This is a genomic window from Streptomyces sp. NPDC048606 (assembly GCF_040650855.1).
In the GTDB taxonomy this organism is placed as follows: domain Bacteria; phylum Actinomycetota; class Actinomycetes; order Streptomycetales; family Streptomycetaceae; genus Streptomyces.
In genome coordinates, this window is the sequence record NZ_JBEZIB010000007.1 from 191,079 (window position 1) to 217,486 (window position 26,408).

Genomic DNA, 26,408 nt, shown 5'->3' on the forward strand with positions numbered 1-26,408 from the left:
GAGGCGGGGATGAGCGTCTCAATGCGTCGGGCGATCTCCTGGATACGCGGAACGCTCACTCCTGACGCACACGCACCGGCTAGGGTCCGGGCATGGATGTGGTGAGCGACGCGATCGCGGCCGTACGGGTGGGCCGCCCCTCCTCGGACCGGGTCAGGGTGCACGGGCGCTGGTGCGCGCGCCTGGCCCCGTACGAGGGGGCGGGTTTCCACGTCGTCCTCGAAGGCGGCTGCCGGCTGTTCCCCGACGGCGGCCCTCCCCTCTCGCTGGGCCCGGGGGACGTGGTGCTGCTGCCGCACGGCACGGGGCACGTCATCTCCGACGCCGGCGCGGAGACGGTGGACCTCTCCCGCGCCGTGCCGTACGAGGAGTTCGCCGCCGGCCGCGAGGGGTCGGGGCCGATCGCGGCCGGGGACGGATCGGCGGTGCTGGAGATGCTGTGCGGGAAGTACAGGCTCGACCGGAGCCGGGCGCACCCTCTGATGGCGGAGCTGCCGGAGGTGGTCCACCTGCCGAGCCGGGTGGGCTCCCACCCGGAACTGCGTTCGGCCGTCGAGCTGTTGGGGCGGGAGCAGGGTGGGCGGCGGCCCGGGTCCCAGGTGGCGGTCACCGCTCTGCTGGACCTCCTCCTCGTCTACATGCTCCGCGCCTGGTTGGCCGAGGGCGCGGGCGGCGCCTGGCCGGCGGTGCTGGGCGACCCGGTGGCCGCCGCGGCGCTGCGGGCCCTGCACGCCGATCCGGCCGCGCCGTGGACCGCCGAGCGCCTCGCCTCGGAGGCGGGGGTCTCGCGGCCCACCCTGGCCCGGCGCTTCACCTCCCTGGTCGGGCGCCCGCCGATGGCGTACCTGACCTGGTGGCGGCTGACCCTGGCCGCCGCGGCGCTGCGGGACACCGACGATCCGTTGGCGACCGTCGCGCGGCACGTCGGCTACGGCAGCCCGTACGCGTTCTCGCACGCGTTCACCCGCGCGTTCGGGACCACCCCCGGCCGCTACCGGGCCGCCGGGGGTGGGCCGGTGGCCGCTCCCCTCGCCGGGACGGGCGCCGGGAGCGGCGTCGGGAGCGGCCTCACCAAGGCCGGACCGGCGGCGGTCGGATCGTAGGACTTGGCGAGAATCCGACCATGGCCTTTACTGTCTGTTTGCCTCATGAAGACCCACCCCGCGCAGGAGCCCCTCATGCCTCAGCCCGCACGTCGTTCCCGTCGCCGGACCGTACGCCTGGCCGCGCTGACCGCCGCCTCGCTGGTGGCGGTGCCCGCCCTGGCGGCGTGCGGCGGTGACGCGAAGGGCAAGGCCGACGCGAAGCCCTCGGGCGGCTCCGCGAGTCCCTCCGCCTCCGCGCCGGTCGTCCTGCCCGCCGCGCTGACGGGGCAGAAGCCCCAGTGGGGCGCCTGCGCCGCGCCGTCCGCCGCGCAGGGGGGCGGGAAGGCGCCGGGGAAGGCCTGGGAGTGCGCCACGATGAAGGCGCCGCTGGACTACGCGAAGCCGGCCGGGGAGACCGTCGACGTCGCGCTGATCCGCAAGAAGGCCACCGACGCGAACAAGCGCGTGGGTTCGCTGGTCTACAACTTCGGCGGCCCCGGCGCCTCCGGCGTCCAGCGGCTCCCCCAGTTCGCGGACGAGTACAAGAAGCTGAACGGGGTCTACGACCTGGTGAGTTTCGACCCGCGCGGGGTCGGCGAAACCGCCCGGGTCACCTGCCTCGACGACAAGACGATGGACGAGGCCACCAACAGCGAGAACCCGCTCGACGACGTCCGGAAGTTCACCGAGGCCTGCAAGCGCAATTCCGCCAAGGTGCTCCCGCACGTGGGCACCGCGGACACGGCCCGCGACATGGACCTCATGCGCCAGGTCCTGGGCGACCAGAAGCTGAACTACTTCGGCATCTCCTACGGCACCCAGCTGGGCGGCGTCTACGCGCACCTGTTCCCGAAGAACGTCGGGCGCACCGTGTTCGACGCGGTCGTGGACCCGACGGCCGACGACGTGCAGAGCGCCCTCGGCCAGACCAAGGGGTTCCAGCTGGCGCTGGAGCACGCCATGAAGTACTGCCGCGACAAGTACACGGCCAACTGCCCGACCGGGCCGAGCGACGCCGAGGGCACCAAGCGGATCACCGCCCTGCTGGAGAAGCTGAAGACGAAGCCCGCCCCCGCGGACGGCGGACGCAAGCTCACCTCCGACGCGGCGGTCGTCGGCATCATCGCGAGCCTGTACGACAAGGAGGCCTGGGAGTACCTCGTGCAGGGCCTGGGCGAGGTCAATCAGCTGGGCACCGGCACCATCCTGCTGTCCCTCGCGGACAGCTACAGCGGGCGCGGCGAGGACGGCCGGTACGACAACTCGGGCGCCGCGCAGGCGGCGATCAGCTGCGTCGACACCAGCCGTCGCCACACGGTGGAGGAGATGAAGGCACAGGAGCCGGCGTTCCGCGCCGCTTCCCCGGTCTTCGGCCCGGCCACGGTGGAGGGCCTGCTCGGCTGCACCGAGTGGCCGGTCCGCGGCACCACCGAGAAGCCGCAGGTCGCGGCGGCCGGCGCGGCCCCGATCGTGGTCATAGGCAACAGCGGCGACCCGGCCACCCCGGTCGAGGGCGCCAAGCGGATGGCGGACGCGCTCGGCCGGGGCGTCGGCGTGAACGTCACCGTCCAGGGCGAGGGCCACGGCACGTACGCGAAGAACGCCTGCGCGACCAAGGCGGTCGACTCGTTCCTGATCGACGGCGCCGTGCCGGCCGACGGCACGGTCTGCAAGTAAGTCCACCGGCGCCCCCCTCGTACGGATCTTCGTTCGGCCGAGGGGGTGGCGCCTCCTACACTGGTCCCGCCCGGCCGAAGGTGCCGGCCTTCAGGGGAGCGAAGTCCTAGTGAGCAGCAGCAGTACCAGCAGCAGCGACGCGCCGATCTACGCCCAGCTCATACGGGAGCGCGGTGACGTCCCGGGGCAGGTCCGGCGGGAAGCGGAAGACATTCTCCACGCGCTCGCGCAGGTGATGGCGGGCCGGGCGCCGTCCGGGCTGCCGAACTGGCGGTCCTCGTAAGGGCCGTCGGTCCGGTGGCCGCGGCCACCACACGAGACCCCTCGACTGTGGGGGTGGGCCACATCGGCAGCGCCGGTGGGCCTGTCTAACGTTCCCGGCATGACAAGCGGACTCACCACGGCTCCCGGGGCAACGGCTTCCGCCTCCGCGGGGGCCGACCTGACCGGGCGCGTGGCCCTGGTGACCGGTGGCGGCAGTGGCATCGGGCGGGCCTGCGCGGTGGCGTTGGCCGGTGCCGGGGCCCTCGTGCACGTCGTGGACGTGGACGCGCGGGCCGCCGCCGCGGTGGCGGAGCTGGTCGAGGGGCGGGCCCACGCCGTCGACCTGGCGGACGCGAAGGCCATCGGGACGCTCCCCACCGACGTGGACGTCCTCGTCAACAACGCAGGCCTCCAGCACGTCTCGGCCATCGAGGAGTTCCCTCCCGAGCGGTTCGAGCTCATGCAGCGCGTCATGGTCGGCGCCCCCTTCCTGCTGCTGCGCCGGATCCTGCCGCACATGTACGGGCGCGGCTGGGGCCGGGTCGTGAACATCTCCAGCGCGCACGGCCTGCGGGCCAGTGCCTTCAAGTCCGGCTACGTCACGGCCAAGCACGCGCTGGAGGGGCTCAGCAAGGTCACCGCCCTGGAGGGCGCGGAGCACGGGGTGACGAGCAACTGCGTGAACCCCGGCTACGTCCGCACCCCGCTGGTGGAGCGCCAGATCGAGGCGCAGGCCCTGGCCCACGGGATCCCGGCCGAGCGGGTCGTCTCCGAGGTGCTGCTGCGCGGCTCCGCGATCAAGCGGCTGATCGAGCCCGAGGAGGTCGCGGCGGTCGCCGTCTGGCTCTGCGGACCGCACACGGGGCACGTGACCGGTTCCTCCCTCCCCATGGACGGCGGCTGGACGGCGGCGTGAGGCCGGTCCGCGCCGCGCCGGCGCGCCCGTCGGGGGCGGCGTACCCGGAACGTTCCGGGTGACGTCTCCCGTGCGGGTGGGGCAGGTTGGGGGTGCGGGGTTCGCCGGCGGTCAGCACGCGGGGACGGCGGGACGGTCGTGGGTGCGGACCGCCGGCAGCCACGCCACGGACGCCGCCGACCCGCGCGGCAGGCGTACGCGCAGCCACTCGACGGACTGTCGGTCGGCCTCGTCGACGATGGGCATCCCCTCGGGCAGCCGGCACTCGGCGGTCAGGACGTCGCCGTGCCAGACCCGGTGCGCGACCACGTTGCCGGCGGTGTAGGGCCGGTGGGGGTCCACGGCCAGCCCGAGGCTGCACTGCGGGTCCCGGTCGGTACGGTCGCGGCAGCGCGGGTCGGCGTTGAACACCCTTACGCGCCGCTCCCCTTCGGGGCGGGTGGTGTCGTACGCCGCCCAGAGCGCGGCGCCCGTGGCGCAGGCGGCGAGGGCCGCGAGCGCGGCGCGCGGCAGCCGGCGGCGGCGCGGTCGCCTCGGGGCGGGCGGCCGGGGGGTCGGGGCGGGCGCGGGGGTGTGGGCCGCGATGCGGGCGCGCAGGCTCTCGGCGGTGTGCGCGGCGCGGGCGGCGTGGGTGGGGGCGAGGCAGTCGGCCACCAGGTCGCGCCAGAAGGGCGGTACCGCGTGGTGGGTGCGCAGCGGGGCGCGGCCTTCGGCGTACTCCTGTACGGCGGCGGCGCGTGCGCCGGGCGTGGCCCCGGGGAAGGGCGAGGCGCCGGCGGCGAAGGCCTCGTGGAGCATGATGCCCAGGGCCCAGATGTCGGCGCTCGGCCGGACCTGTACGCCGTGTTCGCCGAGCGGGGCCCTCCACCGCTCGGGCGGGAGGTAGTCGGGGGTGCCCATCGGGGGTGCGTGGCCGTGGGTCCCGCGGTCCCCGGTGAGTTCCGTGGCCAGGCCGAAGTCGGACAGCCTGACGGAGCCGTCGGCCATCAGCAGGACGTTGTCCGGTTTCAGGTCTCCGTGGACCCAGCCGCTGCGGTGCAGGTGGGCCAGGCCCTCGCAGACGTCGGTGAACAGTCGGACCGCGCGGGCCTCGGTGACACCCGCTTCGAGCAGGGGGCGCAGCGTGCCCGCCGCCCGTTCCATGACCAGGACGAGGGCGCCGTCGAGAAGGGGGCGGTCGGGGGCGTCGAGGACGAGGGATTCCAGCAGGCGGATCAGGCGGGGGTGTCCGGCGCGGCGGCCGAGTTCCACCTCGCGGAGGGCGGTCTCGGCGACCGCGCGGGCCTGGCGCGGTGCGAGGCCCGCGGTCGGCAGGACCTTCAGGGCGACCTCCGCCGGAACCTCCACCGGAACCTCCGTCGGGGCCTGCGCCGCAGCGCCGGCGGCCGGGCGGCCCGCGTAGACCGTGCCCCACCCGCCGGCCGCGATCGGTTCGGTGACCTCCCACGCGCCGATGCGGAAGCCGTGCGGCAGGGGCCGCGCCTGCCCGGTGCCGGAGGTGTCCGAAGTGTCTGAGGTGCCGAAGGTGTCCGAGGTGCCCCGGGCCCCGGGGGTGGGCGGGGTGCCCGGGGACGCCGGTCCGTCCTGCGGTCCCGGCGTGCCCGTGCGGGCCGGCGCGCTCCCCCGGTCCACGGCTCAGCGCGCCGCGGCGCGCGGCGCCCCGCCCGCCCCGGCGCGGGACGGCAGCAGGGCGAGGTGTTCCTCGCGTACGAGGCCGAACCGCAGGGCGAGGCCGACGAGCGCCTCGCGCTTGCCGTTGCGGCGGGCCTCTCGGCGGGCTCCCGGGGCGGCCGGGGCGCCGATGCGCATCTTCTCGTCGGCGAGGTAGTCGATCTGCGAGCTGACCGCGCGGGCCGTCAGCGCGGCGCAGGCCGGGTGGTTGCGCAGGCGGGCGACGATCTCGGGGGTGGTGGGCACGGCGAGCGGCGACTCGTCGCGCAGGCGCGGTTCGCACAGGGCGACGAGCACCAGGAAGTAGCGGGCCGTCTCGTCCAGGGAGTACGCCGTCACGGTGGTGCGGCCCCAGGGGCCGGCGGCGCCCGCGCCGGAGCGGCCGCCCGCTTCGAGGTAGACGTGGTCGGGCGCGAACACCTGGAAGGAGACGGGTGCGGCGCCGCGGGTGGGCAGGACGACCCGGGAGAACTCGAAGGGGATGGGCGCCCCGGCCCGGCGGGGCGGCACGCGCAGGTACTCCCCGGCGCCCTCCGGGTTCTCCACCAGGTAGCTGTGGGTGTCGCTGTGGTTGCTGAGCTGCCAGTGGTCCTCGGTGACGCGGATCTCCCCCGCCAGCCGCGAGATGGCCGCGTCGTCGAGCCGCAGTTCGACGGGAACGGTCGCGGAGCCGCGTCCGAAGCGGGCCACCTGCCCGGGGCCGAGCCGCAGGGTGACGGCCCCGCCGGCCGGCGTGTCACCCGGCTCGCCGCCGTGGGCGCCGCTGCCCCCCGGCAGGTACACCACCACCCCGCTCATCGCCCCTCCTCGCCCCCGCGCGGCGCCGGCCGTGCGGCGGCGCCCCGTCCCTCGCGCACGCCGAACGTTACACAGCGCGGGGCGGGCGCCCGGCCCGGCTTTGGCCGAATCCCCGCCGGTCCGCCGGGTGCCCCGCGAGGGGCCGGGATGGCCCGTGGCGCCTCAGATGGGGTCGACGTCGAGGAAGGCGGAGAGGTCCGGTTCCGGGGCCTCGCGGGTGGGGCCGCCGGTGCCCGGCAGGCCCTGTTCCGCCCAGATGACCTTGCCGTACGGGGTGTAGCGGGTGCCCCAGTGCTCGCTGAGCTGTGCCACGAGGAACAGCCCCCGGCCGCCCTCGTCGGTGGTGGCGGCGTAGCGCAGGTGCGGGGCGATGCTGCTGCCGTCCCAGACCTCGCAGGTCAGGTGGTGGTCGTAGAGAAGTCTGACGCGTACCGGCGCGCTGCCGTGGCGCAGGGCGTTGGTGATGAGCTCGCTGAGGATCAGTTCGGTGGCGAAGCCGAGCTCGGACAGCCCCCAGGCGTCGAGCCGGCGGGCGGCCGAGTTGCGGATGGCGGCGACGGCGTCCGGCTGGAAGGGGACCTCCCACTGGGCGACCCGGTCGGGGCCGAGGGTGCGGGTGCGGGCGATGAGCAGGGCGACGTCGTCGCCGGGCCGCTCGGGGAGGAGCTTTTCCAGGACGGCGGCGCAGCTCTCCTCGGGGTTGCGGCCGGGGTGGCTGAGGGCCACGCGGAGCATTTCGAGGCCCTCGCCGATGTCCCGCGCGCGTTCCTCGACCAGGCCGTCGGTGTACAGGACGAGCTGGCTGCCCTCGGCGAGGTAGATCTCGGCGGTCTCGAAGGGCATGCCGCCCAGGCCCAGCGGGGGGCCGGTCGGCAGTTCCACGATCTCGGTGGTGCCGTCGGGGGCCACCGTCAGGGGCGGGAGGTGCCCGGCGCGGGCCATGGTGCAGTGCTGGGAGACCGGGTCGTAGACGGCGTAGAGGCAGGTGGCGCCGAGGACCCCGCTGCCGTCGGTGTCCTCGGCGTTGCCCTCGCGGTCGTGGTCGATGCGCTGGACGAGGGCGTCGAGGCGGGCCAGGATCTCGTCGGGCGGCAGGTCGAGCGAGGAGAAGTTGTGGACGGCGGTGCGCAGCCGGCCCATGGTGGCGGCGGCGTGCAGGCCGTGGCCGACGACGTCGCCGACGACGAGGGCGACGCGGCTGCCGGGCAGCGGGATCACGTCGAACCAGTCGCCGCCGACGCCGGACTGGGCGGGCAGGTAGAAGTGGGCGACGTCGACGGCGCTCTGCTCGGGCAGGGCGCGCGGGAGCAGGCTGCGCTGGAGGGTCTCGGCGAGGGCGTGCTCGCGGGTGTAGCGGCGCGCGTTGTCCATGCTGACGGCGGCGCGGGCGACGAGTTCCTCGGCGAGGGAGAGGTCGTCCTCGTCGAAGGGCTCCGGCTTCTGCGAGCGCCAGAAGTTCACCACGCCGAGGACCACGCCGCGGGCCTTGAGGGGCGCCGCGATCAGCGAGTGGATGCCGTAGTCGACGATGGCCCGGGCGCGGGGCGGGTCCTGGGCGTGCCAGCCGGTGGCCACGGCGAGGTCGGGCACCAGTTCGGCCCGTCCGCCGGCGTAGCCGCGCGCCTGGGGGGTGGAGGGCAGGAAGTCGATGGTCCGGCCGCGCGGGTAGAGGGGGTGGTCGCGGCGGATGCCGCTGACGGCGGTGCGCCGCATGTCGGCGTCGGGCCCCGGCTCGTCGCCCTCCAGGACCCCCTCGGCCAGGTCGACGGTGACGTAGTCGGCGAAGCGGGGGACGGCGACCACGGCGAGTTCCTCGGCCGTGCGGACCACGTCGAGGGTGGTGCCGACGTCGCCGCCGGCGTCGTAGAGCAGCTTGAGCCTGCGGCGGGCGGTCTCCGCCCGGCTGGTCAGGATCCGCATCTCGGTGGAGTCGCGGATGGTGACGGCGCAGCCCTCGGGCCGGCCGCGGGGGTGGGTGGGGCGCTGGTTGACGACGAGGAGCCGGTCGCCGGTCTCCAGTACCTCGTCGGTGGTCTCCCGGCCGGACAGCAGCAGTTCCGCCATCCGCTGGTCGAGGCACGGGACGTCCCCGATGTGGCGTCCCTCGGCGTCCTCGGGGAGGCCGAGGAGGCGCTTGGCCTCGTCGTTGGCGAGGAGCAGCCGTCCGTCGCCGTCGGTGATGAGCACCCCTTCGCGGACGGCGTGGAGCACCGCGTCGTGGTGTTCGTACATGCGGGTCATCTCGGTGGTGCCGAGGCCGTGGGTCTGGCGCAGCAGGCGGCGGCTGATCAGGGCCGTGCCGGCGGTGGCGAGGGCCAGGCCGATCGCGATGGCGAGGAGGATGACGGGGAGCTGGCGGTCGACGACGCCGCTCACGTTCTTCACGGTCAGGCCCGCCGACACCAGGCCCACGACCTTGCCGTCGGGGGCGGTGACGGGGACGACGGCCTGGATCTCCTTGCCCAGGGGGCCCTGGACGCTCTCGGTGTGGACCTGTCCGGCGAGGGAGGGTTCGATGGTGCCGACGAACCGTTTCCCGATGCGGTCGGGCTGCGGGTGGGTGTAGCGGATGCCGTTGGTGTCCATCACGACGATGAAGTCCACGCCCGCGTCCTTGCGCGTCGCCTCGGCGAGGGGCTGGAGGACGGCGGACGGGTCGGCGGTCTTCAGGGCCGGCTGGAGTCCCAGGGAGTGGGCGAAGGTCTGGGCGACCGACACCGAGCGGTTGCGCGCCTCGCGGTCGATGTCGTGCCGCGACTGCAACAGGAGGGCCAGCAGTGCGCCGGCGGCGAGCAACACCACGATCGCCACCTGGAGGACGAAGACCTGTCCGGCGACGCTCCTGGATCTGTTGCCTAGGGGTGACCGCACCGGCGTGCCCGGCACGGGTGGCGAGGAAGGGTCACGAACCAGTTGTAGCACTTCCGGGGGCCCACGGCCCCCGGCGGGCGCACCGCGCGTCGCGCCGGTGCCCCGCCGTACGGGGCTAGACCGTGCGCGGCGCGGCGGCGGTGACGAGGTCCGGGGCGCCGTCGGCCGGCGGCGTGGCCGTCGGGGTCCCGGCCGCCGGCGCCTGGGGCGCGGGCGAGGCGGGGGCCGTCGGGGAGGCGGTCGGCGGGGTGCAGGTGACCTCGTCGCGCGGGGTGTAGTGGGTGGTGGAGTCCTCGCGCTTGACCTCGCGGCCGCCCTGGACGAAGACGCGGCCCACGGTGACGTCGAAGCCTTCCAGCGGGGTCTGCGCCTCGCAGGTCGGGGCGGGGTCGGTGCGCCGGGCGGGCGGGGTGACGTGGGTGCGGGGGCCCTGGGTGGCGCGGATCTCGTCGTACTTCTTGGTGCCGAGGAGGGTGATGGTCAGCGAGGTGTCGGTGGAAGTGGCCTGGACGTAGATCGCGTGGCCGGAGTCGTTGAGCCAGCGCAGGTCGAGGGTGCCCCAGGCGACGGTGGCCTCGCGGCCCTCGGGGTAGCGCTCGATGTAGAAGGAGTGGGCGCCGTGCTCGACGATCCCCAGGCCGGCGAAGAACGCGGCGTTGTACATGGTGGTGGCCACGGCGGAGACGCCGCCGCCGGGGGACTTCACGTACCGGCCGTCATTGATCATGATGCCGTCGACGAAGCCGTTCTCCGGGGTGCGCTCGCCGACGGTCCGGTTGAAGCTCCACTCCTCGCCGGGCTTGACCACGGAGCCGTTGATGAGCTCCACGGCCCGGCCGATGTTGGTGGTGCGGTACGGGGCGGCCGGGAACTCGACGGTGAAGGAGGAGACCTTCTCCTTGATCCCCAGGCGCTGGGCGTCGGCGTTGCCCAGATCGGGCCGGACCGTCTCGGTGGCCACCTCGGCGCTGCGGGCGGTCGTTCCCGTCCGGGTGAGCAGGGGCATCACGGCGCGGCCGAGGGCCTGCTCGGTGACGCGTACGCCGGGGCTGCTGTCCTCCTCGACGACGACCCGGCCGTCGGGGCCGACGCCGAGGTCGGCGTCGCGCGGGTCGCTCGCGGCCCGCGCGACGGGGCGGGCCACGGCGGGGTCGGCGAGCAGGCCCTTGGAGTCCAGGGCCGGTACGAGGCGTCCCCGGTCGTCGGTGTTCATCTTCAGGTGGGTGCCCAGGACGGCGGCGCTGATGGGTATGCGGGTGCCGGCGACGCTGACCGTGACGGGTCCGGACATCGCGGGGCGCGCGAAGGCGCTCATGGCGCGGTCGGTCTCGGCAGCGCCGACGCGGGGCTCGATGCGGTCGACGGGCAGGGCGAGGGGGCCGTCACCCGGGCGCAGGTAGCCGTCACGGAGGGTGTCGAGCGCGGGGTCCTTGAGGAGGGTGATGCCGGCCTGGGGGGTGACGGCCTTGGCCGCGCCCTTCTCGAAGGTGACCGCGCCGTCGCGGGCGGTGCGCGCGGCGCCGTCGGCGAGGCGGTCGACGGCGGCCCGTGCGGTGCGCTCGTCCATCCGGACCACGGGTTCGACGTCGCGTTCGGCGGAGGTGAAGAGCCTGCCGATGACGGTGGTCGGCGCGTATCCGGTACGCGCGGCGCGGTCGACGGTGGCCCCGGTGTCGAGGGAGAGTCCGAGGCTCGCGGGGGCCGCCCGCTCGACGCGGTCGCCGATCTCCAGGGTCATCGGCGCCGTGGCGATCGGTCCGAGCTCGCGGTCCAGGGTCCGTCGGGCCTCCGCCCGGCTCATGCCGCCGATGTCGACGCCCTGGACCCGGGTGCCGAAGTCGACGTCACCGCCGGTGACGAGGCCGGTGACGTAGAGGCCGCCGAGGCCGAGTACGGCGGCGCCGCCCGCCACCGGGAGGGCGATGCGCCAGTTGACCGTCCGCTTGCCCGCGCGTGCCATGTCTCTCCTGTGACGCCGACCGGTGGACGGTGCGGCGCGGGCCGCGGTGGGCGGCCGTAGACGACGTTTCCAACCACCGATGATTTCGGAATTTCGTCCTATTTGGTGAGGAATGTAAGGATTGCCACACTGATGCGTACGGCGTACGCCGCCTCGTGGCGGGGGGTGCCGCCGATCCGTGGCGGGCGCGTGGCGCCGACCCGCGACGCGGGTGCCCGGCGCGCGGCGCGCGCCCGCCACGGGCCGGGGCGCGCACCCCGGCGGCATCCCGGGTCGTCCCGTTCTGGCTCCCGCCGGCGTGCCTCGTGCATCATTGAGCCGGCTGCTTCTTCACCTGCGACCGAAATCCATCTGCTTCAACACCCTTTCTGGCTGCGGAGGTTCGCGATGGCGGTACGGACGCGCGTCCACCTCGTGCTGGTGCACGGCCTGTTCTCGTCCGCGAAGGTGTGGAAGGCCTTCGAGTCGCTGATCGCCACCGACCCGGAACTGGCCGACTGGGTCAGCGTCCACCCCTTCGCCTACGACTCCCCGCTGGTGCGGCTGCGTCCGGACCGCCGGGTGGCCGAGACCGACGACATCGCCGACCAACTCGGCACCTTCCTGGAGACCCGCCTCGCCGACGCCGAGCGGATCGTGCTGGTGACCCACAGCCAGGGCGGGCTGATCGTGCAGCGCTTCCTGGCGCGCAAGCTGTGGAACGGGGAGGGCGCCGAACTCGCCCGGATCAAGCACTTCACCATGTTCGCCTGCCCCAACACCGGGTCCGGGTTCTTCCTCACCGTCCGCAAGGCCCTCGTCCTTTGGCGCAACCCCCAGGAACAGCAACTGCGGCCCTTCGACCGGTCCGTGACGGAGGCCCAGCGCACGGTGCTCGGCGCGGTGGTGCACGGCCGCGCCCACACCGACCAGGAGTGCCCCATCCCGGTCCGCGCCTACGGGGGCTCCGCCGACGACATCGTGCCGCCGGTCGTGGCCCGCGGCGTGTTCCCCAAGGGCGGGGTGGTCACCGCCGACCACTTCTCCATCGTGCAGCCCGAGGACCGGTCCGCCCCGTCCTACATGGCCGTGCGCGGCGCCCTGCTGGAGGTGGCCGAGGCGGCGGACACCCCGCCGGCGAAGGCCCCGCCCGCCGGGGACTCCCCCGCGACCCTGGTCCCGCTCGAAGCCGCCGCCCTGCCCGCCCGCGGCGGCGCCGGGTCCGACGGCCGCCCCCTGCTGCCCCCGGCCGCCGCGGAGTCCGACCTGCCCTTCCCCGCCCCGCCCTACGCGCGCATGGAGGAGTTCAAGGGACAGGACCGGCAGGACCTCGTCGCCTCCCTGCTGTCCGGGCGGGCCGCCCCGGCGGGACAGCAGGTGCACGTGCTCGCCGGTCTGGGCGGCTCGGGCAAGAGCCGGCTGGCCCTGGAGGTCGCCGACCGCGCCCAGCGCGCCGGGCACCGCGTCTGGTGGGTGTCGATGCCCGAACTGAGCCTGCGCATGCGGATGATGGCCCGCGACCTCGGCGCCCCCTCGATGGTGGTCGAACGGGCCTGGATGCTGGGCACCGCCATGGACCTGGTCTGGGAGCTGCTGAACGCCTGCCCCGACCCCTGGCTGCTGATCTTCGACAACGCCGACGACCCCGCGCGCCTGGGCCCCCGCGACGGCCTGGTCGGCGACGGCACGGGTTGGCTGCGCCGGCCGCGGAACCCCGGCGGCACGGTCCTGGTCACCAGCCGGGTCCGCCGCCCGCAGGCCTGGGGCGACTGGTGCGGGGTCCACCAGGTACTGCCCCTGCACGAGGACGACGGCGCCGCCATGCTGCTGGAGCGCACCGGCGGCCTCGGCGGCACGAACGAGGAGGCGCGCAGGCTCTCCAGGGAGCTGGGCGGCCTGCCGCTCGCCCTGCGGCACGCCGCCGACGTGATCAAGGCGGTCAGCGAGAGCCAGATCTCCCTGGAGGGCGGCATCGCCATCCGGGACTTCGAGACCTTCCGCCGGACCGTCGCCGCCCGGGTCGACACCACCGTGGCCCCGGACACCGCCGACTCCGAGGGCGGGTCGCAGCCGCCCGCCGCGGGCGGCCAGGGCGGACCCGACCTCAGCGAGCTGCTGGGGCGCGAGATCGTGGAGCAGGTCTGCGGCATAGCCCTGGACCTGCTGAGCAAGCGCGACCTGACCCAGGCCGCACCCCTGCTGAAGGTCCTGGCCTGCCTGAGCATCGCCCCCATCCCCTACCGCCGGCTCCTCGGCGGCCCCGCCCTCTCGCGGTCCCCGCTGTTCCCCGGCACCACCCCCACCCGCACCGGCGCGGCGCTCGCGGGCCTGGAGGAGTTCGGGTTGATCGACGCCTACGAGCGCGAGGGCTTCGCGGAACGCGACCTGGCCCACGTACTGACCCTGCACCCGGTGGTCCACGGCGTGCTGCGCGAGGACCGGCAGGTGCGCGAACGGCCGTCCGACTACTACGGGCTCGCCGTGCGGATGGTGTTGTCCACCGTCCACCTGCACAACCCCGACCACCCCGCCAACTGGCCGCTGTGGGCCGCCCTCGCCCCGCACGCCATGGAGGTCTCCCGGGCCTGCCTGCTCGGCGACCCGAGGCCGGCGGACCGCACCGTGCGCACCGAGGCCCTGGAACTGGCCCGGCTCACCGCCCGCTACCTGATCGCCACCGGCCTGCTCGGGCCCGCGTACGACCTCGTCGTGCCCCTCGTCCAGCGCTGCGCCTCCTTCGGCTTCGACGTCGACGACCGCGAGATCCTCGGCCTGCGGCACGAACAGGGCCGCGTCCACCTCGACCGGGAGCAGCTGGCCCGCGCCGAGGAGGTGCTGCAACGGGTGGTGGCGGCCCGCACCGCCCTCTTCGGGGAGATCAACGCCGACACCCTCGCCAGCCGGCACAAGCTCGCCCGCGCCATCAACGAACAGGCCGGCCGGGAGGCCGAGGCGGAGGCGATGCTGCGCTCGATCGTCGAGGCCGAGAACAAGGTGCGCGGCCCCGAGCACTACGACACCCTCGTGGTGCGCCACACCCTGGCCCGCACGATGCTCGCGCTCGGCCGCCACGACGAGGCCATGGAGGAGGCCCGGCAGATCCTGGACATCAGTCGCGGCAACCACTGGCCTCCCTCCACGCCCGAGATCCTGCGGGTGCGCGAGACGCTCACGCACGCCCTGCTCCGCCAGAACCGGGCGCAGGAGGCGGAACGGGTCATCCGCAACGCCCTGCGGGACGCCTCCCAGCCCCCGGACTCCAACCTCGTGATGCGCTTCCGCTTCACCTTCGTGCTCGTGCTCCTCGGGATCCGGGGGCGTACGCCCGAAGCGGTGAACGAACTGCGGGCCCTGGTCGGCGACCTCGACCGGGTCGTCGCCTCCGAACACCCGCTGTCGGTGCAGGCCAGGGCGCTGCTGGCGAAGACGCTGCGTGAGATGCCCTGAAATGCACCGTGTTCGGCGGCAGTTGGGCGGAACCCCACCGGCCGTGGCGGACTTGCGCGTACCCTGACGGTGCATCACCCTGTGTGACGCGTCCCACACCGAACACGCGCGGAGGTCCGCCGATGTCTGCTGTCCCCACCGATACGAACGACGACCAGAACCTGCGATGGGGGGCTCCGGGCAGCGCGCTGGAGGAGGCGCAGGCGGAGGTCGGCAGACGCATCGCGATGGAGGCGCTGGAGGCCGGCCGGCAGGCGCTCGAACTGGACGCGAAGACGGCGTTCCGCGCCACCGGGGCGACACCCGCCGCCTAGACGCCCGCCGCCCGGCGCACCGCACCCACCCGCATCCACCGCACCGCCGACACCTCGCGCCCCACCGGTTCCGCGCCGCGCCGTTCGGTCCCGTACCTGCACCCATCGGTTCCGCTCCGCTCCGTTCTGTTCCGTTCCGCTCTGTTCTCTGTTCTCGATGACCGGGGGGCGATCGCATGACGCCAGAGCAATCCGCACAGGGCGCTTTACCGGGCCCGCGGCACGACCCGTTCTTCCGCGCCGTGACCGCGCCGGCCTTCACCCACGAGGTGCTCGCCGACCTCGCCGCCGGCCGGTGCGCGGCCGTACGGGTACCCGATTTCCTCTCCCCCGAGCGGTGTCGCGAGGTGCTCGACGCCCTGCGGGGGCGGGAGTTCGACTCGTACGGGCAGGCCCGCGTCGATCCGCCGGTGATGCGGTTCGGGGTGGGGGTCAGCGACCACATGGCCGACGGCGGGGTGGCCGACAGCTACTGGAAGGCGCTCGAAGGGCACCACGAGGCCTGGCGGGGGCTCGGCCTGTCCTTCGACCCCTTCCGCTTCGCCCGCGAGGCGCTCGCCGCCCACTGGCCCGCCGGGGCCGCGATCGGCCGCCGGGGCGGACGGGAGCTGGGCGCCGGCGTGGCCCGCGAACCCAACCAGGGCTTCCAGGTCCACTTCGACGACGCGCTGCGCGAGTACACGGGGGACCTGCTGGACGTCCCCCTGGTCGGCCAGTTCGCCTTCAACCTGTACCTCAGCGTGCCCCCCTCGGGCGGGGAGACCGTCCTGTGGCGGCACCGCTGGCAGCCCGAGGACGAGGCGTACCGGCTGCCCGCCTCCTACGGGTACGACGAGGCGGTCGTCCGGGGCGCCGAGTCCTTCGAGCTGTCCCCGAGGGTGGGCGAGGCCCTGCTGATCGATCCGCGCTACTTCCACGCGGTCCGCCCCAGCCGCGGGGACCGCCGGATCGCACTGGGGTTCGCCGTGGGGCTCGGCACGTCCGGGCAGCTCCTCACCTGGGCCTGAGCCGCGGCCCGGGCGGCCCGGAGCAGCGGGTTTCCGTCGCCGACGGCGTCAACTACCTTGCCTGGTGGGGCTTTTGACGCCTCGGCGGCGGAGCCGATAGGTTCGGCCGATGGACCTCTTGCGTTACGTGGCCTTCAGTACCGATCCGCTGGGCGGGAACCCGGCCGGGGTGGTGCTGGACGCCACCGGCCTCGACGAGGCGACGATGGCCGCCACCGCGGCCGAAGTCGGCTACTCGGAAACGGCCTTCGTCGTACCGCGCCGGGACGGCGCGCTCGACATCCGGTACTTCAGTCCCCAGACCGAGGTGCCCTTCTGCGGCCACGCCACCATCGCCACCGCCGTCGCCCACGCCCGGCGCCACGGCGTGGGCGAGCTGCTGTTGCACACCAAGGCCGGGCCGGTCCCCGTGACCACCTCGGCCGGCCCGGACGGAACGGTCGTCGCCACCCTGGTCAGCGTGGAGCCCCGTACGCGGGCCCTCTCCGAAGAGGATCTGGCCGAGCTCCTGGCCGCCCTGCGCTGGTCCCCCGCCGACCTCGACCCGGCCCTGCCGCCCCGGGTGGCCTACGCCGGGGCCTGGCATCCGGTGATCGCGGCGGCGAGCCGCGAGCGCCTCTCGGACCTCGACTACGACATGTCCGCCCTCGGGGACCTGATGGCACGGCGGGACTGGGCCACGGTCGCCCTGGTCCTGCGCGAGACGCCGACCGTCTTCCACGCCCGCAACCCCTTCCCGCCCGGCGGCGTGGTCGAGGACCCGGCCACCGGCGCCGCGGCCGCGGCGTTCGGCGGCTACCTGCGCGCGCTCGGGCTCGTCGAGACGCCCGCCGTGCTGCGGATCCACCAGGGCGTGGACATGGGCCGCCCCAGCCTGATCACGGTGGGCGTGCCCGCGGACCCGACCGCCGGCATCGAGGTCACCGGCACGGCCGTCCCGATCGCCTAGAGACCGATCGCCCGGAGCTCCCCGGCGCCGCTGGGCGGGCGCCGGGGAGCGGTCGGGCGGCGCGTCAGGGCGCGGCTTCGACGGTCGGCCGCAGCTCGGAGACCTGGACGACGATCTCGACCTCCACGGGCGCGTCGAGCGGCAGGATCCCGACGCCGACGGCGCTGCGCGCGTGCCGGCCCGCCTCCCCGAAGACGTCCACGAACAGTTCGCTGGCCCCGTCGACCACGCCCGCCTGGCGGGTGAAGCCGGGCGCGGAGGAGACGTAGCCGACCACCTTCACCACCCGCACCACCGACTCCAGCGGTGCCACCGAGTCCACCGCCGCGAGCGCCGCCAGGGCGCACTGCCGGCACAGCTCCTTGGCCCGCTCCGGATCCACCTCCGCGCCCACCCGGCCGGTGCGGGTCAACTCCCCGTCGGTCATCGGGATCTGGCCCGCCACGAACACGAAGCCGCCGCTGCGCACGGCGGGAACGTAGGCCCCCTTCGGCGGACTCACCTCCGGCAGTCGCAGCCCGAGTTGGGCCAGCCGCCCGCGTACGTCAACGCCCATGGCACCCCCTGGTGACCTCGACATCCGGGCCATCGTCCCACCGGGCCGCGCCCCGTACGGCGATATCCGGCCTTACGGGGACGGACGGGGCGCGCTCGTGGTATCCGCCCCGGGCGTGGCGCGTGCCGCCTCCGGCGGGCCCTGCGCGAGGCGTTCCAGGTCGAGGAGGAGCGAACGCAGCCAGGCGTCGGCCGCGTAGAAGCCTCCGGTGGCGTCGTCCGGTCCGTCGTGGTGGGTCGCCTCCCAGGCCTCGACGCCCGCCGGGCGAAGGGCGGGCGGCGGGGCGCCGCCGAGGGGGTCGAGGGTCGCGGACTGCAACAGCATCCGCCCCGCCACCCGGTCCCCGAGCCGGGTCACGGCCACGGCCGCACGGGGGTCGGGGCCGCGCTTCGAGGTCACGGGCGGCGCGAGCGCGCGTTCCACGCCCCACAGGGTGTGGTGCCCGGTCAGCAGCACCGTCTGCCAGTCGCGCGCCGGCGACTCCTGCCCCGGGGGCTCGCTCTGGAGCTGGGCGAACGCCGACTCGGCCAGGACCAACCAGTGGTGCAGCGTCCCGTACCCCACCGGGCCCTCCCGCGCGGTCGTGCGGGCCGTGCCGGACGCGACGGCGGCGGTGGTGGCCACCACCGTCTCGGCGGCGGCGCGCAGCATCGCGGCGCACGAGCGCCGCACCTCGTCCTGGGCCCCGCGCGGCCAGGCCAGGAGTCCGAAGACGGCGCCGATCGCGCTGCCGATCAGCACGTCCAGCAGCCGGACCTCGGCCAGCCGCCAGGTGGCGGGGGCCAGCTGGGCGAAGACCAGGGCCACCACGATCGCGAACAGGGCCTGCGCCCAGCCGACGCCCTTCACCGGGCCCACGGTGAAGGTGAGGAGCAGCAGGGGGACCATGACGACCGCGTACACGGTGGTGTCCGTACCGACCAGGGCGAGGACCCCGGCGGTGATGAGGGCGCCGATCAGGGTCCCGGTGACGGCCTGGCGGACGGTGGTGCGGGTCGCGACCACGGTCGTGCGGGTCAGGGTCAGGGTCGCGAGCAGCGCCCAGAACCCGTGGGGCAGGGTGGCCATGCCGGCCACGGCCCGGGCGGCGGCCAGGGCGAGGCTGATGCGGACCGCGTTCTGGAAGAAGACGGAGCGGCTGCCCGCGTGCCCGATCAGCCGCCGCCACCACAGGCTCGGGGCCCGCTCGGAGGCGTACGAGAAGCGGTGGGGCGCCACCTCGGAGGCGGCGGCCCGGCCCCGTACGGCCAGCCGTGACGCGCTGGACAGGGCCAGCGCGGCGTCGGCCAGTTCGATCAGGGCCGCGCGGCGGCGCAGCGCCTGCGGGGGTACGTCGCGGGCGGTGGCGCAGGCCAGCAGGGCGCGCGTGCGGGCCGTCGCGGCGTCGTCGGCGTCGGCTCCGGCCCGCGCCGCGTCCCGGGAGGGGTCGGCGCCGGCGCCGCGCAGCCGGGCGGCGGTGTCCGACGTCGAGCGGCCGACGGCGCGCAGGATGTCCAGGCCGTCGTCGGCGGGATCCTCGCCGGGTGGCAGGGCGGGCAGCCGCAGCAGCCGGTTGATCAGGGTGCGGGTGGCCAGGCCGGTGTGGGCGAGGGCCCGGGAGCGGACGCCGGGGCCCGCCGGTCGCTCCGCCTCCGGGACCCGCGAGGGCCGCAGCGTCTCGGCGGCGGCGCCCGCCGCCTCCCGGGTGGCCGGGGAGAGCCCGTACGGGGGCCTGGTCAGCTCGCGCGCGCAGCGTTCGGCGGTGAGGGCCGCGCGGGCGGCGAGTTCCCGGTAGGGGACGGTGGGGGGATCGGGCAGCAGCCAGGCCTCGGCGGCGATCAGCAGGACCAGCCCGACGGTCGCCCCGACGAGGCGTTCGCCCAGGGTGTCGGGGGCGTAGGGCGGGAACGACGGCAGGATGTACATCAGCTGGAGGCCGGGCGCGGCGCCCGCCGGCCGGGGCCCGCCGACGGCGACGAAGGCCAGCGCGAAGCCGATGACCAGCATCCCGAGCACCGCGCTCCAGGTGCGGACGGCGAGGAAGGTGCCCGCCGCGATGAGCAGCCAGACCGCCGGGATCAGGCGGACCAGGACCTCGGCGCGCTGTCGGCCGGTGCCCGGGATGCGTGAGAGGCCCGCGAGGGAGACGGCCGCGAACAGCGCGTAGGTGGCGGCGACGGTCTGCCCGAAGCCGTAGAGGAAGAGGTAGAAGCCGGCGCCCGCGGCCAGGGTGACGCGCAGGGAAATCCTGGCCGCGTGCGCGTAGGCGGCCGGCAGGCGCGGTCGGCGCGGTGCGCCCTTCGCCTGGCCGGGGCGCCCCGGGCGGCCGACCGCCCGGCGGCCGGTACCGGTGGCAGCCATGACACCAGGATCCGGCACCGGCCCCGCACCGGCACCCCGTCGACGCCCGCGCGGCCCGGGGCCCCGTGCGCGGCCCGGGACCCCGTGCGCCGTGCCCGCTCTAGACTCGCGGCATCGGCGCGGGGCGCGGGGTGCGCCGCACGGTCGGAGGAGGACGGATGGGGCGCGCGGATCTGGAACGTCGTGCGGCGGCGCTGGCCGGGGCCGGGGGCCGGCGGATCCTCGGCATCGCCGGGGCGCCGGGCTCGGGGAAGTCCACGCTCGCCGGGCGGCTGGCCGCGGCCCTGGGTCCCCGGCGGGCGGTCGTGGTCCCGATGGACGGGTTCCACCTGGCCGGGCGGGAGCTGGCGCGACTGGGCCGGGCGGAGCGCAAGGGGGCGCCGGACACCTTCGACGTGGCCGGGTACGTGGCGTTGCTGCGGCGGCTGCGGGCCGCGGAACCGGGCGTGGTGTACGCCCCCGCCTTCGACCGGGGGCTGGAGGAGCCCGTCGCGGGCAGTGTGGCGGTGGACGCGGAGGTCCCGCTCGTGATCACGGAGGGGAACTACCTGCTGCACGGGGACGGCGGATGGCAGGAGGTCCGGCCCCTGCTCGACGAGGTGTGGTTCCTCGCCCCGGACGACGGGCTGCGCGTCGGGCGGCTCGTCGAGCGTCACGTCCGGTACGGCAAGGAGCCCGCGCACGCCGCCGCGTGGGTCGCCCGCTCCGACGAGGCGAACGCGGCCCTGATCGCCCCGGGTCGGGCCCGCGCCGACCTCGTCGTCGACCTCGCCGCCGACTGAGGGGGGGTACCGCCTCGGACGGCGCGGACGCGGGGCCGGTGGTATGACTGGGGCATGGCCCGTCCCGGCTCGCCCGAGGAACGGGCCCGGCGCGGCCGGGCCCGGCGCAAGCGGTTGCCCCGCTCGGGCCACGCGCTGACGCCGCCGCTGGAGGAGCGACCCGACCCGGTGGCCGTGCTGGCCGCCCAGGCGGTGGACCGGCTGCCGGACCTGGTGCCGCTGCGCTACGCGCGGATGGCGGCGGGGCCCTTCCCGTTCCTGCGGGGCGCGGCCGCGGTGATGGCGGCGGATCTGGGCGCGCTGCCGCACACGGGGCTGCGGGTGCAGCTGTGCGGGGACGCGCACCTGCTGAACTTCGGGTTGTTCGCCTCGCCGGAGCGGGCGCTGCTGTTCGACCTCAACGACTTCGACGAGACGCTGCCCGGTCCCTTCGAGTGGGACGTCAAGCGGCTGGCGGCGAGCGTGGCGGTGGCCGCGCGGGAGAACGGGCACGGGGACGGGGCCGCCCGGCGGTCGGCGGAGGTCGCGGCGGCGGCGTACCGGCGCACCATGCGGCGGTTGGCCGGGCTCGGTGAGCTGGCCGTCTGGTACGAGCGGGTGGACACGGCCGAGGTGTTGCCGCTGGTGCGGCGGCGCAATCGGGAGCGGGTCGCCGCGGAGCTGGCGCGGGCCCGCCGGCGCACCAGCCTCCAGGCCCTGCAGAAGCTGACGGAGGAGGTCGACGGGCGGCTGCGGATCCGCAGCGACCCGCCGCTGCTGGAGCCGGCGAAGAGCGTCGACGAGGAGACGGTGGAGCGGGTCTTCGCCGACTACCGCGCCTCGCTGCCGGAGGACCGGCGGTTGTTGCTCGACCGGTTCCGGCTGGAGGACACGGCGCGCAAGGTGGTGGGCGTCGGCAGTGTCGGCACCCGCTGCTTCGTGGTGCTGCTGACCGGCAAGGACGCCGGTGACCCGCTGTTCCTCCAGGTGAAGGAGGCCGGCCCGTCGGTGCTGGAGCCCTGGGCCGGTGCCTCCCGGCGCCGGCACGCCGGGCACCGGGTGGTCGCGGGGCAGCGGCTGCTCCAGGCGGCGAGCGACATCTTCCTCGGCTGGGCGACGGGCCCGCTGGGCCGGCACTTCTACTGGCGCCAGTTGCGCGACATGAAGGGTTCGGCGGAGGTGTCCGACATGGACCCGCTGATGCTGGAGGGGTACGCGCGGTTGTGCGGGCGGACCCTGGCGCGCGCCCACGCCCGCACGGGCGACCGGTTCGCGATCGCCGGCTACCTGGGGTCGGGCGACGGCTTCGACCGGGCGGTGGCGGCGTTCGCCCTCGACTACGCGGACCTGACGCTCGCCGACCACGCTGCGTTGACGGCGGCGCTGACCGACACCGACACCCCGACGGGCGCCGCCCACCCCTCTGTGGCCGGCCCGCGGGGCGTTCAGTGAAGCCGCGCCCGCCGGAAGGCGTCGAGGCCGGCCGTGTACCGCTCCTCGGGCCGCTCGTCGGGCACTCCGGCCGCGAGGACGTAGAGCGCCGTCTCGGTGATGCCGTCCACGCCGAGGGCCGCTTCGAGCTCGCCGTCGCGGAACGCGGCGGTCTGGAAGGGGCCGAGGCCGAGCGCGGTGGCGGTGAGGGCGAAGGTCTGGCCGAGGTGCCCGGCGTTCATGAGCATCACGCGGTAGGCGCGCGGCGCCCGGTACTTGCTGCTCATGCGGGAGACGACGGCGGTGACGAAGAACGTGACCGGGGCCTGCGCGACGGCCTCCTGGTCGAAGGACAGGTACGCGGCCCGCTCGCGGGTGAAGCCCTCGTCCAGCAGCTCCAGGGAGTGCTCCAGGACGTTGTAGTGGTAGAGGCCGGGGGTGACGCCCTCGACGTCGAAGACGGCGGCGTAGGCCTCCAGTTCGTGGCGTGAGCCGCCCGCGGCGCTGGTGCGCTTCATGAGGGCGCCGAAGTCGTCGCCGTCGAGGAACTCGCTGGGGCCGAAGACCATGGCGAGCAGGCCCGCCAGGACCGGCAGGGGCAGGGGTTCGCGGCGGAAGCGGCGGTGGGTCCTGCGGCGGTAGAGGGTGCGCACGAAGTCGGCGTCCACGTCCAGGGGGGCCCGGGGAAGGAGGATCCGGTCGGCGTGCGGGAGGGTCTTGAAGAGCGGTGAGCGGGTTCCGGCGCGGAAGTCGGCGTTGACCTCCGGGGAGTCGGTGTAGGCGGCGTCCTTGCTGGAGAAGTGCAGTGCGCTCGCCTCGGGGGACCAGCTCCGCCAGTGCTCGGCGAGGTGGGCGTCCCGTGCGGCCGCGTCCTCGTCGTCGGCGACGAGGAAGCCGAAGCCGTGGAGTTCGGCGACGGCGGCCCGGCAGGACTCCGGGTCGTGGTCGGGGAACGCCTTGGCCACTTCGTCGGCGGTCGTCGGGTCCGTGAACGCCGCGAGGATCTCGACGGCCATCGGGGCCAGCGAGACCTCCGTTCCGCTCAGGTGGTTCTGGATGACGAAGGCCCCGTCGCGCCAGTAGCAGACGAGGTTGTGCGCGCGCCGCAGCAGCATGGGTTCTCCCTGAGGACCAGGGGGGCCGGACGGGCCGGCCCCCCGGTCGGTCGTGTCGTCGGATCAGCGCTGGCGGTGGATCTGGAGGGTGCGGGTCTCGGTGGTCTTGGCGGCGAGGTCCATCTTCTTCATGGTGTTCTCCTTCGTTTTTTGTTGGTTCCGGCTTTCGGATTCCGTTCGTTCCGTCCGCCGTTCATGTATCCACTGTGCGGCCGGGCGGGACCGGATCCAAGTCACGGGATTTCGGGACCGTTTCCGGGGCGAGCGGAGTTCAATCGACCTCGTAGAAGTCCCTGCCGTCGATGTATCGGACGCCTGCGAGGTCGCGCAGGACGCTTTCCAGCACGTCGTGGCTCAATTCGACGAGCATCGGATAGGTGAGGTCGTTGACGGTCGGTTCGATCGGCTCGCCGGGGTGGACGAATTCCCGCAGCCCCTGGAAACTCTCCAGTTTCTTCAGGTCGCCGATCCCCCGATAGGAGCGCAGGGTGCCGGTGACGGGCGAGATCATGGGGGCCCCGGCGAAGAACCGCCGCACGCGGTAGCGCTCCCGGTACCGCGCGAGGAAGCGCTCGGGGTCCGTGTACGCGTCCACCGTCCAGGTCAGTTGGGACTCCCCGATGGCCCCGCCGGCGTAGTGCGAGAGGTTGCCGCCGCCCATGCGGGCGGCGACCTCGATGACGCACGGGCCCGTCGGGGTCACCCTGATCTGGACGTGGGAGGGGCCGGTGCGGATGTCGAGGGCGTCGAGCACGCGCGTGCAGTAGTCCACGATCCGGTCGGCCTCCTCGCCCTCGTAGGGCAGCAGGACCATGCCGTCGCAGAGGTCGAGGACGCCGTTGGCGCTGATGTGGGTGGACTTCCAGAGGTCGCACACGTGGTGCCGTCCGTCCCGGCTCACCAGGTTGACGGCGTACTCGGGGCCGGAGAGGTACTCCATGGCCAGGACCAGGTCGTTGGGTTCGGAGAAGACGTCGCGCGTGCCCACCAGGGACTCGTACGCGCGGACCGACTCCTCGGGGGTGTCGCAGTAGTGCACCCCGTCGCTGCCGGCGCTGCTCAGCGGTTTGACCACGACCCGCGCGCCCAGTTCCCGGTGCCAGCGTTCCAGGTCGGCCGCGTTCTCCACGAGCAGTTGGCGGGCGCCGCGCACGCCCGCGGCCTTGATCTTCTCGGCCATGGCGTACTTGTCGCGCCGCGCGGTGCTGCCCGCCGAGCCGTTGGTCGGCAGTCCCATGCGTTCGCTGAGCAGGTCCGCGAAGGCGACCCCGTACTCGCTGTCGGGGATGACGGCGACCGGTCGGTAGTGGGCCAGGCGGGCGGTCGTGTCGTCGAGGTCGCCGTGGTGGACGACCTCGTCCGCGAAGTCGGTGAGGTCCACCGACCGGTAGAGCGCGGGGCGTTCGGGCGCGATCCGTACGTGGACGCTCTCGTACCCGGCCGCCCGGAACGCGGCGACGAGGCCGCCGGAGAGGTCGGCGGGGCTGGCTTCGACGAGTGCGACGTAGCCTTTCATCAGGGGGTTCCCTCACTGTTGGGTGCTCGCCACCGGGATGGTGCGCAGCCAGACGGCTCCGTGCGGCGCGAGCCGGCGATCGGTCGGGGCGGGGTCGGCGGGGCCGGTCGGGGCGGGGTCGGTCGGGGCGGTGGAGGCCAGCAGGACCTCGTACGCCCGCGGCAGTTCCACCGGTTCGGCGGAGAAGTTCACGACGCACAGCACCTCGCCGCGGCGGAAGGCCAGGACCCGCTCTCCGAGGGTGATCCACTCGAAGGCGTCGCCGCGCAGTCCGGGCAGCGCGGCGCGCAGGCGCAGGGCCCGCCGGTAGAGGTTGAGCATCGACGCCGGGTCGGCGCCCTGGGCCTCCACCGTGTGCGGGGCCCAGTCGTCGGGTTGCGGCAGCCAGGTCCGCGCGCCGGGCGGGGAGAACCCGTACGGGGGCGCCTGCCCGGACCACGGGAGGGGGACCCGGCAGCCGTCGCGGCCCGGGTTGCGTCCCTCGGATCGGAAGTACATGGGGTCGCGGCGGGCGGCGCGGGGGAGGTCCTCCACCTCGGGCAGGCCCAGTTCCTCGCCCTGGTAGACGTACACCGAGCCGGGCAGGGCGAGGGTGAGCAGGGCCGCGGCGCGGGCGCGCGGGGTGCCCAGGCGCGGATCGGTGGGGACGCCCTCGACCGAGGTCTCGAAGTCGAAGGTGGTGTCGGTCCGGCCGTAGCGGGTCACGGTGCGGGTCACGTCGTGGTTGCACAGCACCCAGCTCGCCGGGGCGCCGGCCCTGCGGCCTGCGGCCAGGGAGGAGTTGACGACCTCCTGCATCCGCTCGCGGTCCCATCCGGTGCGCAGGAAGGCGAAGTTGAAGGCGCCGTGCAGCTCGTCGGGGCGCAGGTAGCGGGCGAACTCCTCCTCGTCGCGACTCCAGATCTCGCCGATGAGGATCCGCCCGTCGGGGTACTCCCCCGCGATTCCGCGCCAGGTCCGGTACACGTCGTGGACCTCGGGGCGGTCCACGTACGGGTGCGGTCCGCCGGCGTCCCGGTACAGGTCGGGCAGGGCGGGGTCCTTGGCGAGCAGGTTCGCCGAGTCGACGCGGACGCCGGCGACGCCGCGGTCGAACCAGAACCGCAGGACGTCCTCGAACTCGGCGCGCACGGCGGGGTGTTCCCAGTTGAGGTCGGGCTGTTCGGGGCTGAACAGGTGCAGGTACCACTCCCCCGGCCGGCCGTCGGCGTCGACGGTCCGGGTCCAGGCGGGGCCGCCGAACTCCGAGCGCCAGTTGTTCGGGGGCAGTTCGCCGCGCTCGCCGCGGCCCGCGCGAAAGTGGAACAGGGCGCGGGCGGGGGCGCCCTCGGGGGCGGCGAGCGCGGCCCGGAAGAGGGCGTGCTCGTGAGAGACGTGGTTGGGGACGACGTCGACGATGACGCGGATGCCCCACACCCGTGCTTCGGCGACGAGGCGTTCCGCTTCGTGGAGCGTGCCGAAGACGGGGTCGACGGTGCGGTAGTCGGCGACGTCGTAACCGCCGTCGGCCATCGGGGAGGCGTACCAGGGAGTGATCCACAGGGCGTCGACGCCGAGGTCCGCGAGGTGGGGCAGGCGGGCCCGGAGCCCGGCGATGTCGCCGATGCCGTCGCCGTTGCCGTCCGAGAAGCTGCGCGGGTAGACCTGGTAGACGACGGCGTTCCACCACCAGGCGCGCGGGGGCCCCGGGTCCGCGCGCGGGACCGTGTGTGCACGCATCGTCGGGGTTCCCCGCCTTCCGTCTTCCGGGC

Annotated in this window: 19 protein-coding genes; 10 read left to right on the forward strand and 9 right to left on the reverse strand. The window is 74.7% G+C overall.

The window, feature by feature from the left end:
- Positions 1 to 92 precede the first annotated feature (92 nt).
- The 4 genes from AB0D01_RS10335 (at position 93) to AB0D01_RS10350 (ending at position 3,942) form a co-directional block, all read left to right on the forward strand.
- Complete coding sequence (locus AB0D01_RS10335; protein ID WP_363054679.1) at positions 93 to 1,103, forward strand: AraC family transcriptional regulator; 1,011 nt, start codon at positions 93 to 95, stop codon at positions 1,101 to 1,103.
- A 75-nt stretch (positions 1,104 to 1,178) separates the two neighbouring features.
- Complete coding sequence (locus AB0D01_RS10340) at positions 1,179 to 2,762, forward strand: alpha/beta hydrolase (protein ID WP_363054680.1); 1,584 nt, start codon at positions 1,179 to 1,181, stop codon at positions 2,760 to 2,762.
- A 109-nt stretch (positions 2,763 to 2,871) separates the two neighbouring features.
- A complete protein-coding gene (locus AB0D01_RS10345; protein ID WP_363054681.1) occupies positions 2,872 to 3,045 on the forward strand; it encodes a hypothetical protein in 174 nt (57 codons plus the stop codon).
- A gap of 99 nt (positions 3,046 to 3,144) precedes the next feature.
- Entirely contained in the window at positions 3,145 to 3,942 is a 798-nt protein-coding gene (locus tag AB0D01_RS10350) for a 3-hydroxybutyrate dehydrogenase (protein WP_363054682.1), read from the forward strand.
- 111 nt (positions 3,943 to 4,053) lie between these two features.
- Here AB0D01_RS10350 and AB0D01_RS10355 read toward each other — a convergent pair whose 3' ends face one another.
- The 4 genes from AB0D01_RS10355 to AB0D01_RS10370 all read right to left on the reverse strand — a co-directional run bounded on the left by AB0D01_RS10355 (position 4,054) and on the right by AB0D01_RS10370 (position 11,242).
- The gene (locus tag AB0D01_RS10355) at positions 4,054 to 5,415 is read right to left on the reverse strand and encodes a serine/threonine-protein kinase (protein ID WP_363054753.1); all 1,362 of its coding nucleotides are present in this window, start codon (positions 5,413 to 5,415) and stop codon (positions 4,054 to 4,056) included.
- A 162-nt stretch (positions 5,416 to 5,577) separates the two neighbouring features.
- Entirely contained in the window at positions 5,578 to 6,411 is an 834-nt protein-coding gene (locus AB0D01_RS10360) for a serine/threonine protein kinase (protein ID WP_363054683.1), read from the reverse strand.
- Between the two features lie 162 nt (positions 6,412 to 6,573).
- Positions 6,574 to 9,222: a SpoIIE family protein phosphatase gene (locus AB0D01_RS10365; RefSeq protein ID WP_363054684.1), complete on the reverse strand. Its 2,649-nt coding sequence runs from the start codon at positions 9,220 to 9,222 to the stop codon at positions 6,574 to 6,576.
- Between the two features lie 175 nt (positions 9,223 to 9,397).
- A complete protein-coding gene (locus tag AB0D01_RS10370; RefSeq protein WP_363054685.1) occupies positions 9,398 to 11,242 on the reverse strand; it encodes a VanW family protein in 1,845 nt (614 codons plus the stop codon).
- Positions 11,243 to 11,629: 387 nt separating this feature from the next.
- Here AB0D01_RS10370 and AB0D01_RS10375 point away from each other — a divergent pair, with 387 nt between their 5' ends.
- The 4 genes from AB0D01_RS10375 to AB0D01_RS10390 all read left to right on the forward strand — a co-directional run bounded on the left by AB0D01_RS10375 (position 11,630) and on the right by AB0D01_RS10390 (position 16,938).
- Positions 11,630 to 14,668, forward strand: a complete 3,039-nt coding sequence (locus AB0D01_RS10375; RefSeq protein ID WP_363054686.1) for a tetratricopeptide repeat protein — start codon at positions 11,630 to 11,632, stop codon at positions 14,666 to 14,668.
- Positions 14,669 to 14,790: 122 nt separating this feature from the next.
- Positions 14,791 to 14,982 (forward strand): hypothetical protein, encoded by a 192-nt coding sequence (locus AB0D01_RS10380; RefSeq protein WP_363054687.1) that lies wholly within the window; start codon positions 14,791 to 14,793, stop codon positions 14,980 to 14,982.
- 176 nt (positions 14,983 to 15,158) lie between these two features.
- Entirely contained in the window at positions 15,159 to 15,989 is an 831-nt protein-coding gene (locus tag AB0D01_RS10385; RefSeq protein WP_363054688.1) for a proline hydroxylase, read from the forward strand.
- Positions 15,990 to 16,098: 109 nt separating this feature from the next.
- Positions 16,099 to 16,938: a PhzF family phenazine biosynthesis isomerase gene (locus AB0D01_RS10390; protein WP_363054689.1), complete on the forward strand. Its 840-nt coding sequence runs from the start codon at positions 16,099 to 16,101 to the stop codon at positions 16,936 to 16,938.
- A 64-nt stretch (positions 16,939 to 17,002) separates the two neighbouring features.
- Here AB0D01_RS10390 and AB0D01_RS10395 read toward each other — a convergent pair whose 3' ends face one another.
- Together AB0D01_RS10395 and AB0D01_RS10400 are read right to left on the reverse strand one after the other, a co-directional pair.
- Positions 17,003 to 17,494: a RidA family protein gene (locus AB0D01_RS10395; RefSeq protein WP_363054690.1), complete on the reverse strand. Its 492-nt coding sequence runs from the start codon at positions 17,492 to 17,494 to the stop codon at positions 17,003 to 17,005.
- Between the two features lie 72 nt (positions 17,495 to 17,566).
- Complete coding sequence (locus AB0D01_RS10400; protein ID WP_363054691.1) at positions 17,567 to 19,834, reverse strand: FUSC family protein; 2,268 nt, start codon at positions 19,832 to 19,834, stop codon at positions 17,567 to 17,569.
- 158 nt (positions 19,835 to 19,992) lie between these two features.
- Between AB0D01_RS10400 and AB0D01_RS10405 the strand changes: the two genes are divergently transcribed.
- Complete coding sequence (locus tag AB0D01_RS10405) at positions 19,993 to 20,616, forward strand: nucleoside/nucleotide kinase family protein (RefSeq protein WP_363054692.1); 624 nt, start codon at positions 19,993 to 19,995, stop codon at positions 20,614 to 20,616.
- 54 nt (positions 20,617 to 20,670) lie between these two features.
- Entirely contained in the window at positions 20,671 to 22,047 is a 1,377-nt protein-coding gene (locus tag AB0D01_RS10410; RefSeq protein WP_363054693.1) for a DUF2252 domain-containing protein, read from the forward strand.
- Here AB0D01_RS10410 and AB0D01_RS10415 read toward each other — a convergent pair.
- The 3 genes from AB0D01_RS10415 to AB0D01_RS10425 all read right to left on the reverse strand — a co-directional run bounded on the left by AB0D01_RS10415 (position 22,041) and on the right by AB0D01_RS10425 (position 26,376).
- The gene (locus AB0D01_RS10415; protein WP_363054694.1) at positions 22,041 to 23,141 is read right to left on the reverse strand and encodes a SagB/ThcOx family dehydrogenase; all 1,101 of its coding nucleotides are present in this window, start codon (positions 23,139 to 23,141) and stop codon (positions 22,041 to 22,043) included. The two genes, AB0D01_RS10410 and AB0D01_RS10415, sit on opposite strands and share 7 nt — an antisense overlap.
- Positions 23,142 to 23,412: 271 nt before the next feature.
- The gene (locus AB0D01_RS10420) at positions 23,413 to 24,657 is read right to left on the reverse strand and encodes an ATP-grasp domain-containing protein (RefSeq protein ID WP_363054695.1); all 1,245 of its coding nucleotides are present in this window, start codon (positions 24,655 to 24,657) and stop codon (positions 23,413 to 23,415) included.
- Positions 24,658 to 24,669: 12 nt separating this feature from the next.
- Positions 24,670 to 26,376 (reverse strand): glycoside hydrolase family 13 protein, encoded by a 1,707-nt coding sequence (locus AB0D01_RS10425; protein WP_363054696.1) that lies wholly within the window; start codon positions 26,374 to 26,376, stop codon positions 24,670 to 24,672.
- Positions 26,377 to 26,408: the final 32 nt, after the last annotated feature.

Bases quoted from the DNA above. Each gene is read 5' to 3' on its own strand.
- AB0D01_RS10405 (WP_363054692.1), top strand. From the start codon at position 19,993: ATGGGGCGCGCGGATCTGGAACGTCGTGCGGCGGCGCTGGCCGGGGCC.
- AB0D01_RS10370 (WP_363054685.1), bottom strand. From the start codon at position 11,242: ATGGCACGCGCGGGCAAGCGGACGGTCAACTGGCGCATCGCCCTCCCG.
- AB0D01_RS10420 (WP_363054695.1), bottom strand. From the start codon at position 24,657: ATGAAAGGCTACGTCGCACTCGTCGAAGCCAGCCCCGCCGACCTCTCC.
- AB0D01_RS10385 (WP_363054688.1), top strand. From the start codon at position 15,159: ATGACGCCAGAGCAATCCGCACAGGGCGCTTTACCGGGCCCGCGGCAC.
- AB0D01_RS10425 (WP_363054696.1), bottom strand. From the start codon at position 26,376: ATGCGTGCACACACGGTCCCGCGCGCGGACCCGGGGCCCCCGCGCGCC.
- AB0D01_RS10350 (WP_363054682.1), top strand. From the start codon at position 3,145: ATGACAAGCGGACTCACCACGGCTCCCGGGGCAACGGCTTCCGCCTCC.
- AB0D01_RS10390 (WP_363054689.1), top strand. From the start codon at position 16,099: ATGGACCTCTTGCGTTACGTGGCCTTCAGTACCGATCCGCTGGGCGGG.
- AB0D01_RS10380 (WP_363054687.1), top strand. From the start codon at position 14,791: ATGTCTGCTGTCCCCACCGATACGAACGACGACCAGAACCTGCGATGG.
- AB0D01_RS10360 (WP_363054683.1), bottom strand. From the start codon at position 6,411: ATGAGCGGGGTGGTGGTGTACCTGCCGGGGGGCAGCGGCGCCCACGGC.
- AB0D01_RS10415 (WP_363054694.1), bottom strand. From the start codon at position 23,141: ATGCTGCTGCGGCGCGCGCACAACCTCGTCTGCTACTGGCGCGACGGG.
- AB0D01_RS10375 (WP_363054686.1), top strand. From the start codon at position 11,630: ATGGCGGTACGGACGCGCGTCCACCTCGTGCTGGTGCACGGCCTGTTC.
- AB0D01_RS10395 (WP_363054690.1), bottom strand. From the start codon at position 17,494: ATGGGCGTTGACGTACGCGGGCGGCTGGCCCAACTCGGGCTGCGACTG.
- AB0D01_RS10410 (WP_363054693.1), top strand. From the start codon at position 20,671: ATGGCCCGTCCCGGCTCGCCCGAGGAACGGGCCCGGCGCGGCCGGGCC.
- AB0D01_RS10335 (WP_363054679.1), top strand. From the start codon at position 93: ATGGATGTGGTGAGCGACGCGATCGCGGCCGTACGGGTGGGCCGCCCC.
- AB0D01_RS10340 (WP_363054680.1), top strand. From the start codon at position 1,179: ATGCCTCAGCCCGCACGTCGTTCCCGTCGCCGGACCGTACGCCTGGCC.
- AB0D01_RS10400 (WP_363054691.1), bottom strand. From the start codon at position 19,834: ATGGCTGCCACCGGTACCGGCCGCCGGGCGGTCGGCCGCCCGGGGCGC.